Consider the following 16,018-nt stretch of genomic DNA (forward strand, 5'->3'; position numbering starts at 1 on the left):
CACAGGGGCCGAGGGCCGTGTCAGATCAAGGGGTTGGAATTGGTGGCGAGGGGGGGACTCGAACCCCCGACCCCGTGATTATGAGTCACGTGCTCTAACCAGCTGAGCTACCTAGCCACCGTGGCGCGGTCTCTAGAGAAGCCTGCGGACAGCGTCAAGCGCATTCGTCGGAAAATCGACCGCCCGGCACATCCAACCGCATCCGGACCCGCCGGCCAGCGATCCGCGCCCCCCTTTGGCCGGGGCGCGGCACAGTCACCACACACAGTTGGACCGCACGGTCAGAACACCGTCACCGGCGTCCCGATCGGCACCTGTTCATACAGCGCCATCACATGCTCGTTCACCATGCGGATGCAGCCGTTCGACACCGACGAGCCGATCGACTGCGGCTCGGTCGTGCCATGGATGCGGATCGCGGTGTCGTGGCCATCCTGATAGAGGTAGAGCGCCCGCGCCCCGAGCGGGTTGTTCGGGCCCCCGGGCATGCCGTCGGCATATTTGCCGTAATGCGCCGGGTTGCGCTCGATCATCTCGGGCGTCGGGCGCCAGCTGGGCCATTCGACCTTGCGCGCGATCTCGGCCCGGCCGCGGAACTGCAGCTCGGCCCGCCCGACCGCCACGCCGTAGCGCATCGCCATCCCGGGCTTGAGGATGTGGTACAGGAAGTAGCGGTCCGACAGCACGTAGATCGTGCCCGGCGGCAGGTCGCGGCGCACCCGCACCGCCTGCGGCAGGAATTCCGGCGCGATCGGCGGCAGCGCCGCCGGTTCGGGCGCGGCCCGCGCCGCGCCGGCCGCCAGCCCGCCCGACAGGGCCGCGGTGCCCGCAGCCACCCCGCTCAGCGCCGAGACCAGGAAGCCGCGGCGATCCATCCGTTCGATCTTCATCGTTTCCGCTCCGTTCCGTTCCAATTCCCCAACGGGCGAGATTCCGCACAAGTTCCCGTGAGCGCGCGAAAATTCGCCCAAACGACACGTCGGTCGCACCCCTGCACCGCCGTTGCACAGCATAGGCTGACGACTCGTTGCGCCGCAGCCCGGACCAGTGCCCCGCGCATCATTCTACCACATCACGCCCAATTCACGGGCACGTGAGCACAATTCTTCGGCAAAACCCGGCTCTCGCCACGAATCCTTGGCAGGATCGAAGCGGCCCAATGCGGCAGGATTGCGACCCCCCGGCGGCGGGGTGCATCACCCTTGGCAGGACCGGGCGCAGACCCGGCCACCGGGGGGAAACGGAAGCAGGGCTCGCGCCGCGCGCGTGGTTCGCACCGACGACCCAGGAAACATGTGTGTCACGACCGCCCGCGCCTGGAGAGGCTCGTTCACGAGGGGTGCGGTCGCGACGGGTTTGAGAGGGAAGAACCATGGCACTCACCACCAGGACGATGATCGGCGCGGGGCTGGCCTCGCTGTTGATGACCACGGCGCTGCACGCGCAGGAAGACACGATCAAGGTCGGCATCCTGCACTCGCTGTCGGGCACGATGGCGATCTCGGAGACGACGCTGAAGGACGCCATGCTGATGCTCATCGAAGAGCAGAACGCCAAGGGCGGGCTTCTGGGCAAGAAGCTGGAACCGGTCGTCGTCGACCCGGCCTCGGACTGGCCGCTGTTTGCCGAAAAGGCGCGCGAGCTGATCGACCAGGACAAGGTCGCGGCCGTGTTCGGCTGCTGGACCTCGGTGTCGCGCAAGTCGGTGCTGCCGGTGTTCAAGGAACTGGATTCGATCCTGTTCTACCCGGTGCAGTACGAGGGCGAGGAATCCGAGCGCAACGTGTTCTACACCGGCGCCGCCCCGAACCAGCAGGCGATCCCGGCCGTCGACTACCTGATGAACGAGGAAGGCGTCGAGCGCTGGGTGCTCGCGGGCACCGACTACGTCTATCCCCGCACCACCAACAAGATCCTCGAGGCCTACCTGCAGTCCAAGGGCGTGAAACCCGAGGACATCATGATCAACTACACGCCGTTCGGCCACTCGGACTGGCAGACGATCGTGTCCGACATCAAGGGCTTCGGCTCGGCCGGCAAGAAGACCGCGGTGGTCTCGACCATCAACGGCGACGCCAACGTGCCGTTCTACAAGGAACTGGCGAACCAGGGCATCAAGGCCGAGGACATCCCCGTCGTCGCCTTCTCGGTCGGCGAAGAGGAACTGGCCGGTCTCGACACCGGGCCGCTTGTCGGCCACCTCGCGGCCTGGAACTACTTCGAGAGCGTGGACACCCCCGAGAACGCCGCCTTCATCGACGCCTGGCACAAGTTCACCAAGAACGACAAGCGCGTCACCAACGACCCGATGGAGGCCCATTACATCGGCTTCAACATGTGGGTGAAGGCGGTCGAGAAGGCCGGCACCACCGACAGCGACGCGGTGATCGCTGCCCTGCCGGGGATCGAGGTCCCGAACCTGACCGGCGGCACCTCGACCATGCTGCCCAACCACCACATCACCAAGCCGGTGCTGGTCGGCGAGATCCAGGACGACGGCCAGTTCGACGTGGTCTGGGAAACCGATGACCTGGTCCCCGGCGACGCCTGGACCGACTTCCTGCCGGAATCGGCGATGCTGGAATCGGACTGGGTGACGCTGAACTGCGGCAACTACAACACCGAGACCAAGACCTGCGGCGCGACCAACTGATCGCCCTGCCGGTCTGACCAGGGGCGCGGGCCGCACCGCGGTTCGCGCCCCGACGAATTTCCCGCCCACGACGTCCGCCCCGGCACCTGCCCCCGGCGCGCGCCCCCGTCCCGCGGCTCCGTCCCGCGACGGGCGCCGCTGCCGGCGCCGGGCACCGTCCGCCCGACAATCCCACAGGGCCGCCGCCCGCCTGCCCGACCGGGCAGCCGCCGGGCCCCGCGCCCGCGGCCGAGGTATCCCCATGCGGCTCCTGCGTACCCTCGCCGCCGGTCTCCTGCTCGCCTGCCCGAGCCTGCCGGCCCTTGCCCAAAGCTTTGACGACCTCGTCCGCGCCCTGCCCGAGGGCAGCTATTCGGCCCGCGGCGCGGTGGTCGAGGACATCGCCCGCACCGGCGACGCGCGCGCCGAGGCCGTGCTCTCGGCGCTGCTCGAGGGCGAGCTGGGCGTGATCGAGGACACGGGCCAGGTGCTGACCACCGGGCGCGCGCCCGCCGATGCGCTGACCGGCGCCGCGGTCGACAAGGCCGCCGCCGACGGCGCCGAGCGGATCCGCGTCAACAACGCGCTGCGCCGCACGATCCGGGCGGCGCTCGGGGTGCTGACGCTGGGCAGCCCCGACCCGGCCAAGCGCCTCGCCGCGGCCGAGGCCGCCTACCGCGCCCCCGACCCCGAAAGCCTCGAGACGCTCGACGCCGCCATCGCGGCCGAAACCGACGGCGGCGTGCGCCGGGCGATGGAGGAGGCGCGCGCGGTGGCGCTGCTGCAGACCGACGCCGCGACCGCGGACAAGCTTGCCGCGATCGACACCGTGGCCCGGCGCGGCGACAGCTCGGCGCAGCAGGTGCTGAACCCGATCGCCGCCGGCGCGGATGCCGATCTGGCCGCCGCCGCCGCGCAGGCGCTCGAATCGATCGAGCGGGCCCAGGCGGCCTGGGGCTTTGCCCAGAACATCTGGTACGGGCTGTCGCTCGGCTCGGTGCTCCTGCTGGCCGCGATCGGGCTGGCGATCACCTTCGGCGTCATGGGGGTGATCAACATGGCGCATGGCGAGCTGGTGATGCTCGGCGCCTACACGACCTACGTGGTGCAAGAGGCGATCCGCACCCACGCGCCCGGCCTCTTCGGCTGGTCGCTGCTGATCGCGGCGCCGCTCGCGTTCCTCACCGCCGGCGCGGTGGGCGTCGCGATCGAGCGCGGCATCGTCCGCCACCTCTACGGCCGCGCGCTCGAGACCCTGCTCGCCACCTGGGGCGTCAGCCTGATCCTGCAGCAGGCGGTGCGCTCGATCTTCGGGCCGAACAACCGCGAGGTCGGCAACCCGTCCTGGATGTCGGGCGCATTCGACCTCGGGCAGATGACCGTGACCTGGAACCGGCTCTGGATCCTCGTCTTCGCGCTGGCGGTCTTCGCGACGCTGCTGTGGGTGATGAAGCGCACCTCGGCCGGGCTGCAGATGCGCGCCGTCACCCAGAACCGCGCCATGGCCTCGAACATGGGGATCCGCACTCCTTACGTCGACGCGCTGACCTTCGGCCTCGGCGCCGGCATCGCGGGACTCGCGGGCGTCGCGCTCAGCCAGATCGACAACGTCAGCCCGAACCTCGGCCAGGGCTACATCGTCGACAGCTTCATGGTCGTGGTCTTCGGCGGCGCCGGCAACATCTGGGGCACGCTCGCGGGCGCCTTCTCGCTCGGCATCGTCAACAAGTTCCTCGAACCCTATGCCGGCGCGGTGCTTGGCAAGATCATCGTCCTCGTCGCGATCATCCTCTTCATCCAGAAACGCCCGCGCGGCCTCTTCGCGGTCAAGGGCCGCTTCGTCGATGGCTGATCCCCTGCCCCCCTCGACTTTGTCCAAATATCCCGGGGGTCCGGGGGCAGAGCCCCCGGCCTCGGCCACCCGCACCACCGGAGCGCAAGCATGACCGGCCTCATCGACCGCCGCATGGGCATCTTCCTCGCGGGCCTCTTCGTCCTGACCGTGGCGATCCCCGGGCTCAACCTCGCGACCGCGGGCGCGGCCGTGCCCGACTATCTCGTGCCCCTGCTGGGCAAGTACCTGTGCTACGCGCTGCTCGCGGTCGCGCTCGACCTGGTCTGGGGCTTCTGCGGGATCCTGTCGCTCGGCCACGGCGCCTTCTTCGCGCTGGGCGGCTACGCGATGGGCATGCACCTGATGCGCGAGATCGGGCCGCGCGGCGTCTACGCCAACCCGATCCTGCCCGACTTCATGGTGTTCCTGAACTGGGACCGCCTGCCCTGGTTCTGGTGGGGCTTCGACAGCTTCCTCTTCGCCTGCGCGATGGTGGTCATCGTCCCCGGGGCGCTCGCCTTCCTGTTCGGCTGGTTCGCCTTCCGCAGCCGGGTGACGGGCGTCTACCTGTCGATCATCACCCAGGCCATGACCTTCGCCCTGCAGCTGGCCTTCTTCCGCAACGAGATGGGCTTTGGCGGCAACAACGGCCTGACCGATTTCAAGGACGTGCTGGGCTTCAACCTGCAGGCCGACACCACCCGCGCCGGGCTTTTCGTCCTCTCGGCTCTGGCGCTGGCCGGGGGCCTCGTGATCGGGCGCTGGATCACCACCTCGAAGGCCGGCAAGATCCTCGTGTCGATCCGCGACGCCGAAAGCCGGACCCGGTTCATGGGCTACCGGGTCGAGGGCTACAAGCTCTTCATCTTCGTGGTCTCGGCGATGATGGCGGGCGTGGCGGGCGCGCTCTACACGCCGCAGGTCGGCATCATCAACCCCGGCGAATTCGCCGCCGCCAACAGCATTGAAATCGTGATCTGGGTGGCGCTCGGCGGGCGCGGCACGCTGGTGGGCGCGGCGATGGGCGCGATCCTCGTGGCGCTGGCGAAGTCGCTGCTCACGGGCTGGTTCCCCGAGTTCTGGCTGTTCGCGCTGGGCGCGCTCTTCATCATCGTCACCCTCTACCTGCCCAAGGGCGTGCTTGGCCTGATCGAGGGCACGTTCGGCGCCCGCGCCCGCGCGCGGTCGCGCGCGCTGGAAAAGGGCATGACCCCGGATGAAAGGGCCAAGGCATGAGCGTCCAGCTTCTTCTCGACGGCGTGAACCGCAGCTTCGACGGCTACAAGGCGATCAACGACCTCAGCCTCGCGATCGACAAGGGCGAGCTGCGCGCCGTCATCGGCCCGAACGGCGCCGGCAAGACCACGATGATGGACATCATCACCGGCAAGACCCGGCCCGACTCGGGCGGGGTGTGGTGGAACCAGTCCGTGGACCTGACAAAGATCGACGAGGCGGGCTCGGCGCGGCTCGGGATCGGGCGCAAGTTCCAGAAGCCCACCGTGTTCGAGACCCATTCGGTCGAGGAGAACATCGCGCTGTCGCTGAAGGCGCCGCGCGGGGTCTTCGCGACGCTCTTCCACCGCCGCACCCGGGCCGAGGAGGCGCGGATCACCGAGCTGCTGGAGCTGGTGCGCCTGGCCGACGACCGCAAGCGCCCGGCGGCGGATCTGAGCCATGGCCAGAAGCAGTGGCTGGAGATCGGGATGCTGCTGGCGCAGGACCCCGAACTGCTGCTGGTCGACGAGCCGGCGGCGGGGATGACCGATGCCGAGACCATGCGCACGGCCGAGCTTCTGCGCTCGCTCGCGGGCCGGCACACGGTGATCGTGGTCGAACACGACATGGACTTCGTGCGCGCGCTGAACTGCCGGGTGACGGTGCTGCACCAGGGCCATGTGCTGACCGAAGGATCGCTCGACCACGTGTCGGCCAATCCCGAGGTCGTCGAAGTCTACCTGGGGCGCTGAGACATGCTTGAGATCAAGGACATCGACGTCTTCTACGGCGCGGCGCAGGCGCTGCGCGGCGTCTCGGTCGGGGCGCAGGCGGGGCGGGTGACCTGCGTGCTGGGCCGCAACGGGGTCGGCAAGACCACGCTGATGCGCGCGATCACCGGGCGCCAGCAGATCCGGTCCGGATCGATGCGCTGGGAGGGCGCGGACCTGTCGCGCCTGCGCCCCGAGGCCCGCGCCCGCGCCGGCATCGCCTTCGTGCCGCAGGGGCGCGAGATCTTCCCGCTGCTGACGGTGAAGGAGAACCTGGAAACCGGCTTCTCGCTCTTGCCCCGGCGCGAGCGGGTGATCCCCGAGGAGGTCTTCGGCCTGTTCCCCGTGCTCAAGGAGATGATGGGCCGGCGCGGGGGCGACCTGTCGGGCGGCCAGCAGCAGCAGCTGGCGATCGGGCGGGCGATGGTGATGCGGCCGCGGCTTCTGGTGCTGGACGAGCCGACCGAGGGCATCCAGCCCTCGATCATCCAGGACATCGGCCGCGCGATCAAATACCTGCGCGACCGCGGCGACATGGCCATCGTGCTGGTCGAACAGTTCTTCGACTTCGCCCGCGACCTGGCCGACGACTTCATCGTGATGGAGCGCGGCCAGGTGATCCGCGCGGGCGGGCGCGCCGATCTTGAGGGGGACGAGGTGCGCAACCTGCTGACGGTGTGAGGAAAAGGAAGGGCGGGGGGAGGCGCGGCCTCCCCCCGCGCCCCCCTGCGCCCGGCGCCCCTGCCCCGCGGAAGCGCTTGACGGCGACAGGCGCAAGGCGTTGCGTGGCAGCGCCAGTCTCGCCAACGCGCAGGAGCCGCGCCATGACCGTCCACCGATCCGCCGACCCATCCCACCGCAGGCCCGCAGGATATTCCCTGGCGCAGATCGCGCTGCACTGGATCATCGCCGGCCTCGTGCTGTGGCAGCTGGTCTTCGGCGAGGCCATGGCCCATGTGCATGACGATTTCCTCGAGGGCCGGTCGTCGGACCCGTCCGAGGTGGCGCAGGCGACGCTGCACTGGTGGATCGGGCTTGCCGTCCTCGGGCTGGTGGTGCTGCGCCTCGCGCTGCGGCTGGGACGCGGTGCGCCCGCCCCCGCCCCGGGCCCGGCCTGGCAGGTCCGCGCCGCGACCTCGGTCCACCACCTGTTCTACCTGCTGCTGGTCCTCGTGCCGCTGACCGGGCTTGCCGCCTATTACCAGTGGCTGGGCCCGGTGGGCGAGCTGCACGAGCTGGCCAAACCGGTGTTCATCGTGCTGATCGCCCTGCATGCCGCCGCCGCGCTCTGGCACCAGTTCGCCGTCCGCGACGGCACGCTGATGCGCATGGTGCGGCCGCGCTGAGACGGCATGCCCTTCAGACCTGAGCCGTCAGCCGCGCCCCGCCGGGGCCGCGGCCGACCGGCCACGGAGACACCGCGATGACCGAGCAGATCAGCTTCACCGTCGAGGGCATGCACTGCGCCTCGTGCACGGGCCGGGTCGAGCGGGTGCTGGCCAAGCTGCCGGGCGTGTCCGAGGCCAGCGTGAACCTCGCGACCGAGACCGCCCGCGTGCGCTATGACCGGCGCACCAGCCCGCGCCGGATGAGCGAGGCCGTCGCCAAGGCCGGCTTCCGCCTGCGCGGGGCCGAGGCGCGGCTGGCGATCGAGGGCATGACCTGCGCCTCGTGCGCCCAGCGCATCGAGCAGGCGCTGGCCGAGGCGCCCGGGGTGATGGCGGCGAGCGTGAACCTCGCCACCCGCAGCGCGGCGGTGACCTATGTCCCCGGCGCGACCTCGCCGACCGAGCTTGCGCGCCAGGTCTATCAGGCCGGCTACCGTGCGCAGGCGCTCGCCGGCAACGCGCCGCCGCGCGATCGCAGCGACGAGGTCCGGGCCGAGATCGCCGATCTGAAGTCGCGCGCGGTGACGGCGATCGTGCTGGCGGTGCCGGTGGTGGCGCTGGCGATGGCCACGCATGCGATACCGGCGATGCATCACTGGCTGATGACACCGCCGCGCGAACTGGGGGCCAACATCGTGCAGTTCTCGCTGACGGTGCTGATCCTGGCCGGGCCGGGGCGCGACTTCCTGCGCATCGGGCTGCCCGCGCTGGCCCGTGGCGCGCCCGAGATGAACAGCCTCGTGGCGCTTGGCGCGCTTGCCGCCTTCCTGTTCTCGACCGTGGTGACCTTCGCCCCCGGCCTGCTGCCCCCCGCCGCCCGCGCGGTCTATTTCGAGGCCGCGGCCGCGATCGTGGCGCTGATCCTCGTCGGGCGCTGGCTCGAGGCGCGGGCGCGCGGCCAGGCCGGCGAGGCGATCCGGCGGCTGGTGGCGCTGCGCCCGCCGACCGCGCGGGTGCTGCGCGGCCGCCACGAGATCGAGATCCCGGCGGCGGAACTCGTGCCCGGCGACCTCGTGCGCCTGCGCCCCGGCGAGCGGCTGGCGGTCGACGGCGAGGTGACCGAGGGCAGCGGCTGGATCGACGAATCGATGCTGACGGGCGAGGCGGCGCCGGTCGAGAAGACCCCGGGCGCCGCGGTCACCGGCGGCACGGTGAACGGGCGCGCGGCGCTGACGATGCGGGTGACGCAGACCGGCGCCGACACCCGGCTGTCGCGGATCATCAAGCTGGTCGAGGAGGCGCAGGCGACCAAGCTGCCGGTGCAGGCGCTGGTCGACCGCATCACCCGCATCTTCGTGCCGGCGGTGCTGGCGATCTCGGGCGCGACCTTCGCGGCCTGGCTGGTGCTTGACGGCGACCTCGCCCATGCGCTGGTCGCGGCGATCTCGGTGATGATCATCGCCTGCCCCTGCGCCATGGGCCTTGCGACCCCGGTCTCGATCCTGGTCGGCACCGGGCGCGGGGCAGAGCTGGGGGTGCTGTTCCGCCGCGGCGACGCGCTGCAGCGGCTGGCCGGGGCGCGGACCGTGGCCTTCGACAAGACCGGCACCCTGACCGAGGGGCGCCCGCGCCTTGTCACCCTGCTGCCGGCACCGGGCGGCGGCGCCGGGGCGGACCGGCTGCTCGCGCTCGCCGCGGCGGCCGAGGCGCGCTCGGAACACCCGCTGGCGCATGCGATCACCGCCGCCGCCGCCGAGCGGGGGCTGGCGCTGCCGCGGGCCGAGGCGGTCACCGCCCTTCCCGGCCGCGGCCTCTCGGCCATGGTCGGGGGCGAGCCGCTGCTGGTGGGCTCGGTCGCGCAGATGGCCGAGGCCGGGTGCGACCTCGGGGCGCTGGCGCCCGAGGCCGAGGCCGCCGCCGCGCGGGGCGAGACGGTGGTGATCGTGGCGCTGGCCGGCCGGGTGCAGGCGCTGCTGGGCATCGCCGACGCGCCGCGCGCAGGTGCGGCCCCGGCGGTGCAGGCGCTGGCGCGGCAGGGGCTGACGGTCGCGATGATCTCGGGCGATGCGCCGGCGACGGCGCAGGCGGTGGCGCGGGGGCTCGGGATCGGCCGGGTCCATGCCGGGCTTCTGCCCGAGGGCAAGCTCGCGGCGCTGGCCGGGCTGCCGGGCCCGGTGGCCTTCGTCGGCGACGGCATCAACGACGGCCCGGCGCTGGCCGCGGCCGAGGTCGGCATCGCCATGGGCGGCGGCACCGACGTCGCGATCGAAAGCGCCGACGTGGTGCTGGTCTCGGGCGATCCGCGCGGGGTCGCCACCGCCATCACCCTGTCGCGCGCGACGCTGCGCAACATCCGCCAGAACCTTGGCTGGGCCTTCGGCTACAACGTGGTGCTGATCCCGGTCGCCGCCGGTGCGCTTTATCCGGTGAACGGGATGCTGCTGTCGCCGGTGCTGGCGGCGGCGGCGATGGCGCTGTCCTCGGTCTTCGTGGTCGGCAACGCGCTGCGCCTGCGCCGGGCCGGCTAGGGGCCGACCTGCGCGCCCGAGGCGTCGGGATTGGTGAATTCGGCCTCGATCACGATCTCGACCGCATCACCGACCCCGAGCGTCGTCCCCGGCGCCGGGATGCCGAAGCCGATCCCGAAATCCGAGCGGTAGAGCGTGCCGCGCGCCGAGAAGCCGATCCGCGCCCCGCCCGGGTCGAAGGCCTGCGGCGGGTAGCCGCCGTTGTAGGTGACGCGCAGCGTGATCGGCTTCGTCACCCCGTGCAGCGTCAGCGCGCCGGTCACGGCGGCCCGGTCCGGCGCCACCTGCCGCACCCGGGTGGTTTCGAAGGTAATGTCGGAAAACTGCGGGGCATCCAGGAAGTCCGGTCCGGCGATGATCGCGTTCATGTCGAAATCGTCCGACCGGATGTTCGTCTCGACCGAGGCCGGATCGACGCGCGCGGTCAGCCGCATCGCCTCGGGCTGCGCCGGGTCGAAGTCGAGATCGGCGCTGATCGCGGTGAACTGCGCGGTGAAATAGGAAAACCCCAGGTGGTTGACGCGGAACAGCAGGCTCGCATGGGCGGGGTCGAGCGCGAAGCGCCCCGCCTGCACCTCTTGCGCCAGCACCGCACCCGGCGCCAGCGCCAGCGCCACCACCGTCAGCAGTTTCAGCATCGTCCCCCCCCCGGTTGACCCAGGGTCAGGTTCCGCAGCCGCGCCCCGCGCTGTCAATCGACAAGCGCGTCATCACCAGCGCAGGCCATAGCGCAGCGCCTCGAAGATGCCGGCATGGATGTTGCGGGCATGGACCGCGTCGCCGATGCGGTAGAGATCGAAGGCGCCGGCGGGATTGCGGGCCGGGAACACCGCCCCCCGCCCCGCGGTCAGCGCGGCGTAATCCACCGCGCCGAGGTTGCGGCTGCCGGGTTTCAGCGCATGGTACAGCTCGTCCAGCGCCATGGTGCCATGCTCGACCACCAGCTGGTCGACCTCGCGCTCCTCGACCACCTCCTCGGCGAAGTCCGACCCGAGGCTCACCACCAGCGCGTTGCCGGCGCGGCGCACGCCCTTCAGCCGGCGGTGCTGCGTGATCCGTGCCCCGCCCCGGTGCAGCGCCGCCAGATAGGGCACGATGTTCATGCCGCCCATGTCGGGCGACAGCATCCGCTCGGGGCTGACCAGCTCCAGCTCGACCCCCGCCGCCGCCAGCCGCTCGGCCGCGCCGATCCCGGCATGGGCGCCGCCGTCGTCATAGACCATGACCCGGCCCTGCGGCTTCGCCTCGCCCGAGATCACGTCCCAGCTCGACACCGTCAGCTCCATCCCCCCGGCCTCGGGCGGCTGCGGCAACCCGCCGGTCGCCACCACCACGACGTCGGGCGCAAGCGCGGTGACGTCCGCCGCCTCGGCATAGGCGTTGTAGCGGATCTCGACGCCCAGCCGCTCCAGCTCCGCCAGCCGCCAGTCGACGATCCCGATCATCTCGCGCCGCCGCGCGAGCGACGACAGCAGCCGCACCTGCCCGCCCGCCTGCGGCGCGGCCTCGAACACCGTGACCTCGTGCCCGCGCTCGGCCGCGACCCGCGCCGCCTCGAGCCCGGCGGGCCCGGCCCCGATCACCACCGCCCGCCGCGCGGTTTCGGCCTTCGGGATCTCGTGCGGCATCGTCGCCTCGCGGCCGGTGGCGGCATTGTGGATGCACAGCGCCCCGCCCCCCTCGTAGATCCGGTCGAGGCAATAGGTCGCGCCGACGCAGGGCCGGATCCGATCCTCGATCCCCGCCTGCACTTTTCGGACAATATGCGGATCGGCGATATGGGCGCGGGTCATCCCCACCATGTCGAGCTTGCCGCTCGCGATCGCGTGGCGCGCGGTGGCCACGTCCGGGATCCGCGCGGCATGGAACATCGCGATCCCCGTGGCTTGCCGAACCTCGCCCGCGAAGTCGAGATGCGGCGCAGAGGCCATGCCCTGGATCGGGATCACCTTGGTCAGGGCGGCGTCGGTATCGATGTGGCCACGGATCAGGTTGATGAAATCGAACTTTCCAGACGATGCGACACGGCGCGCGATCTCAAGGCCCTCGGCCTTCGAGATCCCCTGCTCCATCTGCTCGTCCGCCACCATTCGGATGCCGACGATGAAGTCGGGCCCGACCGCCGCGCGCACCGCGTCGATCACCGCGTCGCTCAGCCGCATCCGGTTTTCAAGCAATCCGCCCCACTCGTCCTCGCGTCGGTTCGTCGCCGGCGACCAGAACCCGTCCAGCAGGTGGCCATAGGATTCGATCTCGATCCCGTCGAGCCCGGCCGCCTGCATCCGCTGCGCCGCGGCGGCGAAATCGGCGATCACCCGCTCGAGATCCCAGTCCTCGGCCTGTTTGGGGAAGCTGCGATGCGCCGCCTCGCGGACCGGCGAGGCCGAGATCACCGGCAGCCAGTCGCCCTTGGCCCAGCCGGTGCGGCGGCCAAGATGGGTAAGCTGGATCATCACCTTGCAGTCGTGTTCGTGGCAGTCGTCGGCCAAGGCCTTGAGATACGGCACGATTTCATCGCGATAGGCCTGCAGGTTGCCGAAGGCCTCGGGGCTGTCCTGCGACACCACCGCCGATCCCGCGGTCATCGTCAGCGCGATCCCGCCCCGGGCCTTCTCGCGGTGATAGAGCCGATAGCGCTCGGTCGGCATCCCGTCCTCGGAATAGGCCGGCTCGTGCGAGGTCGACATCACGCGGTTCTTGAAGGTCAGGTGCTTCAGCCGCCAGGGCTGGAGAAGCGGGTCGTTCGACATCGGCGGTACTCCATCAGATGCGTCGATGCTGCACTGCCGGGGACGATTGGCTCTGGTCAATCCGCGTCAGGTTTCGGACAAGTTGCGGCGTCTGGCCAAGGACTTCGCGATGACCGAGCTTCTGGAAACCCTGCGCGCCCTGCTGGGCCCCGCCCATGTGCTGACCGGCGACGACGCCGCCGGCTATACCCGCGACTGGACAGGCAAATATGCCTGGACGCCGCTGGCCGTGCTGCGACCGGCCGACACCGGGGAGGTGGCCGGGGTGATGCGCGCGGCCGATGCCGCGGGGGTTGCGGTGGTGCCGGTCTCGGGCAACACCGGCCTTGCGGGCGGCACCCATGCCGAGGGGCAGCTGATGCTGTCGCTCGAGCGGCTGAACCGGATCCGCGAGATCCGCGCCGGCGCGCGGGTCTGCATCGCCGAGGCGGGGGTGGTGCTGGCGCAGGTCCACGCGGCGGTGGCCGCGCACGGCCTGAGCTTTCCGTTGAGCTTCGGCGCGCAAGGCTCTGCCAGGGTTGGCGGATTCGTCTCGACCAATGCCGGCGGCTCGAACGTGGTGCGCTATGGCAATACCCGGGCGCTGGTTCTGGGGGTCGAGGTGGTGCTGGCCGACGGGCGGGTGCTGGACCTGATGGGGGCGCTGCACAAGGACAACACCGGCTATGACCTGAAGGACCTGATCGTCGGGGCCGAGGGCACGCTGGGCATCGTCACCGCGGCGGTGCTGAAGCTGGTGCCGGCGCCGGTCGCGCATGCGACGGCGATGGTGGCCCTGCCGGACCTGACGACGGCGCTGGGGCTGCTGAACCGGCTGCAGGGCGAGAGCGGCGGGCTGGTCGAGGCCTTCGAATTCATGCCCGATCGCTACTGGCGGCGGATGGCGCGATTCCGGCCCGACATCGCCTGCCCCTTCGCCGAGGTCCCGCCGGTCACCGTGCTGGTCGAGCTTGGCTCGGCCGCGCCGGCGGCGGGGGTGCCGGGGCCGGATGGCAGCCTGCCGCTGACCGCGGATCTCGAGGCCGCGCTGGCGGCGGCGATGGAGCGGGGCGAGGTGCTGGACGCGGTGATCGCGCAGTCGGGGCAGCAGCGACGGCAGATGTGGGTCACGCGCGAGAGCGCGGCCGAGATCACCCTGAACGTGGTGCCGATCGTCGATTGCGACGTCGCGCTGCCGCTGGACCGGATGCAGGCCTATCTTGACGCGATGGCGCCGCGGCTGGCGGCGATCGATCCGGGGGCCGACCTTCTGTACATCGCCCATCTGGGCGACGGGAACTATCACTACACCGTCTATCCGACGACCGGCGATCCGGCGGTGATCGAGGCGATTCGGCTGGCGATCGGCGAGGAGGCGGTGCGATTGGGCGGCTCGTTCTCGGCCGAGCATGGCATCGGCCTGTCGAAACAGGCCGAGATGCGGGCGCTGAAATCGCCGGTGGCGCGTGACGTGATGCGCGCGATCAAGGCCGCGCTTGACCCGAAGGGCCTGCTGAATCCGGGCAAGACGATCGGCTGAACCGCCCCGCCCCAATCAGCCGACCAAGGCGCCCGCAGTCCGCCCGCCCCGGCCCACACCGGCCGGATCGCGGGTCAGAACGGCCTGATCGCGCCGATCAGCAGGACGACCAGCGCCAGATTCACCCCCAGCGACAGCCGCAGCACCAGATCGCGGTCGAGCCGCCGCGGCGCCTCGCCCCGAGGGCGCAGGCGGCCCGAGGGTTCGTAGATCCGGCCCGAGACCGAGCGGCGGTCAGCCTCGGCATAGGGCGGCTGCATCATGGGTGGCATGGCGGAACTCCTCACAACTGGCGCAGACATCACAGCGGCCTCCTCCTTAAGCTTGGGTAAAGAAGACGCGGTGAATGCGGCGAAATTCGGGACGATCCACAGGTTTCGCGAAACGATGCACAGCCCTGCGGCGCACCGGCCGCATCGGGAGGCCGCCGGCCGGGGACGGCCGGCCCGCGATGGCCGCTCGGTGACGGCCGCTCAGTGACCGGCGAGGAAGCCCGGACCCGCCTGCCCCAGCAGCTCGTGCGCGAGGGCCGCGCCAAGCGCCGCGCCGTCGTCGGCCGCGCCCTCGGTCTCGCCGCGGATCACCGCGGAGCCGTCGGGACGCAGGATCTCGCCGCGCAGCCGCAGCCGGTCGCCCACCAGCTCGGCGAAGCCCGCGATCGGGGTCTGGCACGAGCCGTCGAGCGTCGCGAGGAAAGCACGCTCGGCCGCGAGCCGCAGGCCGGTGTCGCGGTCGTGGATCGGCGCGATCAGCGCCGCGGTGGCGGCGTCGTCGGCGCGCAGCTCGATCCCGATCGCGCCCTGCGCCACCGCCGGCAGCATCTCCTCGGGGGCGATCGCGGCGCGCGGCACGTCGGTCATGCCCATCCGGTTCAGCCCGGCCATGGCAAGGAAGGTGCCGGTGGCGACGCCGTCCTCGAGCTTGCGCAGGCGGGTCTGCAGGTTGCCGCGGAATTCGACCAGCTTGAGGTCCGGCCGGCGATGCGCAAGCTGCGCGCGCCGGCGCAGGCTCGAGGTGCCGACGATCGCGCCCTGCGGCAGGTCGAGGATCGAGCGGTGGGCGAGCGAGACGAAGGCGTCGCGCGGGTCCTCGCGCGGAAGGTAGGCGCCCATGGCCAGCCCCTCGGGCAGCTGGGTTGGCATGTCCTTCATCGAGTGCACCGCGATGTGCAGCGCACCCGAGGCAAGCCCCTCCTCGATCTCCTTGGTGAACAGCCCCTTGCCGCCGAGCGCCGAGAGCGCCCGGTCCTGCACCCGGTCGCCGGTGGTCGAGATCGCGACGATCTCGAAGGCGGCCTCGGGCAGGCCATGCGCGGCCATCAGCCGGTCGCGGGTCTCGAAGGCCTGGGCAAGCGCCAGCGGCGAGCCGCGGGTGCCGATCTTCAGCGGGGCATCTGGCGAGGGCATGTTCATGCGCACCGCTTAGCGCCCGGCGCCCCG

Annotated in this window: 13 protein-coding genes and 1 tRNA gene; 8 read left to right on the plus strand and 6 right to left on the minus strand. The window is 71.1% G+C overall.

What is annotated here, in order from left to right; translation table 11 throughout:
• Nucleotides 1–40: 40 nt before the first annotated feature.
• Nucleotides 41–117: transfer RNA gene (locus V8J39_RS06945), tRNA-Met, on the minus strand.
• A gap of 164 nt (nt 118–281) precedes the next feature.
• Nucleotides 282–890: a L,D-transpeptidase gene (locus V8J39_RS06950; RefSeq protein ID WP_336460108.1), complete on the minus strand. Its 609-nt coding sequence runs from the start codon at nt 888–890 to the stop codon at nt 282–284.
• 503 nt (nt 891–1,393) lie between these two features.
• On the opposite strand from V8J39_RS06950, the gene urtA reads away from it, so the two are divergent.
• The 7 genes from urtA to V8J39_RS06985 all read left to right on the plus strand — a co-directional run bounded on the left by urtA (nt 1,394) and on the right by V8J39_RS06985 (nt 10,310).
• The gene (gene urtA, locus V8J39_RS06955) at nt 1,394–2,653 is read left to right on the plus strand and encodes an urea ABC transporter substrate-binding protein (protein WP_442902566.1); all 1,260 of its coding nucleotides are present in this window, start codon (nt 1,394–1,396) and stop codon (nt 2,651–2,653) included.
• Nucleotides 2,654–2,894: 241 nt separating this feature from the next.
• Nucleotides 2,895–4,484: an urea ABC transporter permease subunit UrtB gene (gene urtB / locus V8J39_RS06960; protein WP_336460110.1), complete on the plus strand. Its 1,590-nt coding sequence runs from the start codon at nt 2,895–2,897 to the stop codon at nt 4,482–4,484.
• 90 nt (nt 4,485–4,574) lie between these two features.
• Nucleotides 4,575–5,702 carry an urea ABC transporter permease subunit UrtC gene (gene urtC / locus V8J39_RS06965; RefSeq protein WP_336460111.1) on the plus strand — a complete coding sequence of 376 codons (1,128 nt, stop codon included), beginning with the start codon at nt 4,575–4,577 and terminating at the stop codon, nt 5,700–5,702.
• Nucleotides 5,699–6,436 (plus strand): urea ABC transporter ATP-binding protein UrtD, encoded by a 738-nt coding sequence (gene urtD, locus V8J39_RS06970; RefSeq protein ID WP_336460112.1) that lies wholly within the window; start codon nt 5,699–5,701, stop codon nt 6,434–6,436. The genes urtC and urtD overlap by 4 nt, the downstream gene beginning before the upstream one ends.
• A gap of 3 nt (nt 6,437–6,439) precedes the next feature.
• Nucleotides 6,440–7,135 (plus strand): urea ABC transporter ATP-binding subunit UrtE, encoded by a 696-nt coding sequence (urtE, locus tag V8J39_RS06975; RefSeq protein ID WP_336460113.1) that lies wholly within the window; start codon nt 6,440–6,442, stop codon nt 7,133–7,135.
• 143 nt (nt 7,136–7,278) lie between these two features.
• Complete coding sequence (locus V8J39_RS06980) at nt 7,279–7,800, plus strand: cytochrome b (protein ID WP_336460114.1); 522 nt, start codon at nt 7,279–7,281, stop codon at nt 7,798–7,800.
• Between the two features lie 77 nt (nt 7,801–7,877).
• Nucleotides 7,878–10,310: a heavy metal translocating P-type ATPase gene (locus V8J39_RS06985; RefSeq protein WP_336460115.1), complete on the plus strand. Its 2,433-nt coding sequence runs from the start codon at nt 7,878–7,880 to the stop codon at nt 10,308–10,310.
• Here the strand turns inward: V8J39_RS06985 and V8J39_RS06990 are convergent.
• Together V8J39_RS06990 and V8J39_RS06995 are read right to left on the minus strand one after the other, a co-directional pair.
• Nucleotides 10,307–10,948 (minus strand): YceI family protein, encoded by a 642-nt coding sequence (locus tag V8J39_RS06990; RefSeq protein WP_336460116.1) that lies wholly within the window; start codon nt 10,946–10,948, stop codon nt 10,307–10,309. The genes V8J39_RS06985 and V8J39_RS06990 overlap by 4 nt on opposite strands.
• A gap of 72 nt (nt 10,949–11,020) precedes the next feature.
• Nucleotides 11,021–13,060 (minus strand): oxidoreductase, encoded by a 2,040-nt coding sequence (locus V8J39_RS06995; protein WP_336460117.1) that lies wholly within the window; start codon nt 13,058–13,060, stop codon nt 11,021–11,023.
• A 109-nt stretch (nt 13,061–13,169) separates the two neighbouring features.
• Between V8J39_RS06995 and V8J39_RS07000 the strand changes: the two genes are divergently transcribed.
• The gene (locus V8J39_RS07000; RefSeq protein ID WP_336460118.1) at nt 13,170–14,579 is read left to right on the plus strand and encodes an FAD-binding oxidoreductase; all 1,410 of its coding nucleotides are present in this window, start codon (nt 13,170–13,172) and stop codon (nt 14,577–14,579) included.
• A gap of 74 nt (nt 14,580–14,653) precedes the next feature.
• On the opposite strand, the gene V8J39_RS07005 is transcribed toward V8J39_RS07000, so the two are convergent.
• Nucleotides 14,654–14,851 carry a hypothetical protein gene (locus tag V8J39_RS07005; RefSeq protein WP_336460119.1) on the minus strand — a complete coding sequence of 66 codons (198 nt, stop codon included), beginning with the start codon at nt 14,849–14,851 and terminating at the stop codon, nt 14,654–14,656.
• Between the two features lie 201 nt (nt 14,852–15,052).
• Nucleotides 15,053–15,985, minus strand: a complete 933-nt coding sequence (gene hemC, locus V8J39_RS07010; protein WP_336460217.1) for a hydroxymethylbilane synthase — start codon at nt 15,983–15,985, stop codon at nt 15,053–15,055.
• Nucleotides 15,986–16,018 lie beyond the last annotated feature (33 nt).

Source organism: Frigidibacter sp. MR17.24, assembly GCF_037095655.1.
In the GTDB taxonomy this organism is placed as follows: domain Bacteria; phylum Pseudomonadota; class Alphaproteobacteria; order Rhodobacterales; family Rhodobacteraceae; genus Frigidibacter.

What these genes read in the sequence shown, in the direction of transcription:
- urtD (WP_336460112.1), top strand. Translation starts at nt 5,699, where the DNA reads ATGAGCGTCCAGCTTCTTCTCGACGGCGTGAACCGCAGCTTCGACGGC.
- urtB (WP_336460110.1), top strand. Translation starts at nt 2,895, where the DNA reads ATGCGGCTCCTGCGTACCCTCGCCGCCGGTCTCCTGCTCGCCTGCCCG.
- V8J39_RS06980 (WP_336460114.1), top strand. Translation starts at nt 7,279, where the DNA reads ATGACCGTCCACCGATCCGCCGACCCATCCCACCGCAGGCCCGCAGGA.
- V8J39_RS06990 (WP_336460116.1), bottom strand. Translation starts at nt 10,948, where the DNA reads ATGCTGAAACTGCTGACGGTGGTGGCGCTGGCGCTGGCGCCGGGTGCG.
- V8J39_RS06950 (WP_336460108.1), bottom strand. Translation starts at nt 890, where the DNA reads ATGAAGATCGAACGGATGGATCGCCGCGGCTTCCTGGTCTCGGCGCTG.
- urtC (WP_336460111.1), top strand. Translation starts at nt 4,575, where the DNA reads ATGACCGGCCTCATCGACCGCCGCATGGGCATCTTCCTCGCGGGCCTC.
- V8J39_RS07000 (WP_336460118.1), top strand. Translation starts at nt 13,170, where the DNA reads ATGACCGAGCTTCTGGAAACCCTGCGCGCCCTGCTGGGCCCCGCCCAT.
- hemC (WP_336460217.1), bottom strand. Translation starts at nt 15,985, where the DNA reads ATGCCCTCGCCAGATGCCCCGCTGAAGATCGGCACCCGCGGCTCGCCG.
- V8J39_RS06995 (WP_336460117.1), bottom strand. Translation starts at nt 13,060, where the DNA reads ATGTCGAACGACCCGCTTCTCCAGCCCTGGCGGCTGAAGCACCTGACC.
- urtA (WP_442902566.1), top strand. Translation starts at nt 1,394, where the DNA reads ATGATCGGCGCGGGGCTGGCCTCGCTGTTGATGACCACGGCGCTGCAC.
- V8J39_RS06985 (WP_336460115.1), top strand. Translation starts at nt 7,878, where the DNA reads ATGACCGAGCAGATCAGCTTCACCGTCGAGGGCATGCACTGCGCCTCG.
- V8J39_RS07005 (WP_336460119.1), bottom strand. Translation starts at nt 14,851, where the DNA reads ATGCCACCCATGATGCAGCCGCCCTATGCCGAGGCTGACCGCCGCTCG.
- urtE (WP_336460113.1), top strand. Translation starts at nt 6,440, where the DNA reads ATGCTTGAGATCAAGGACATCGACGTCTTCTACGGCGCGGCGCAGGCG.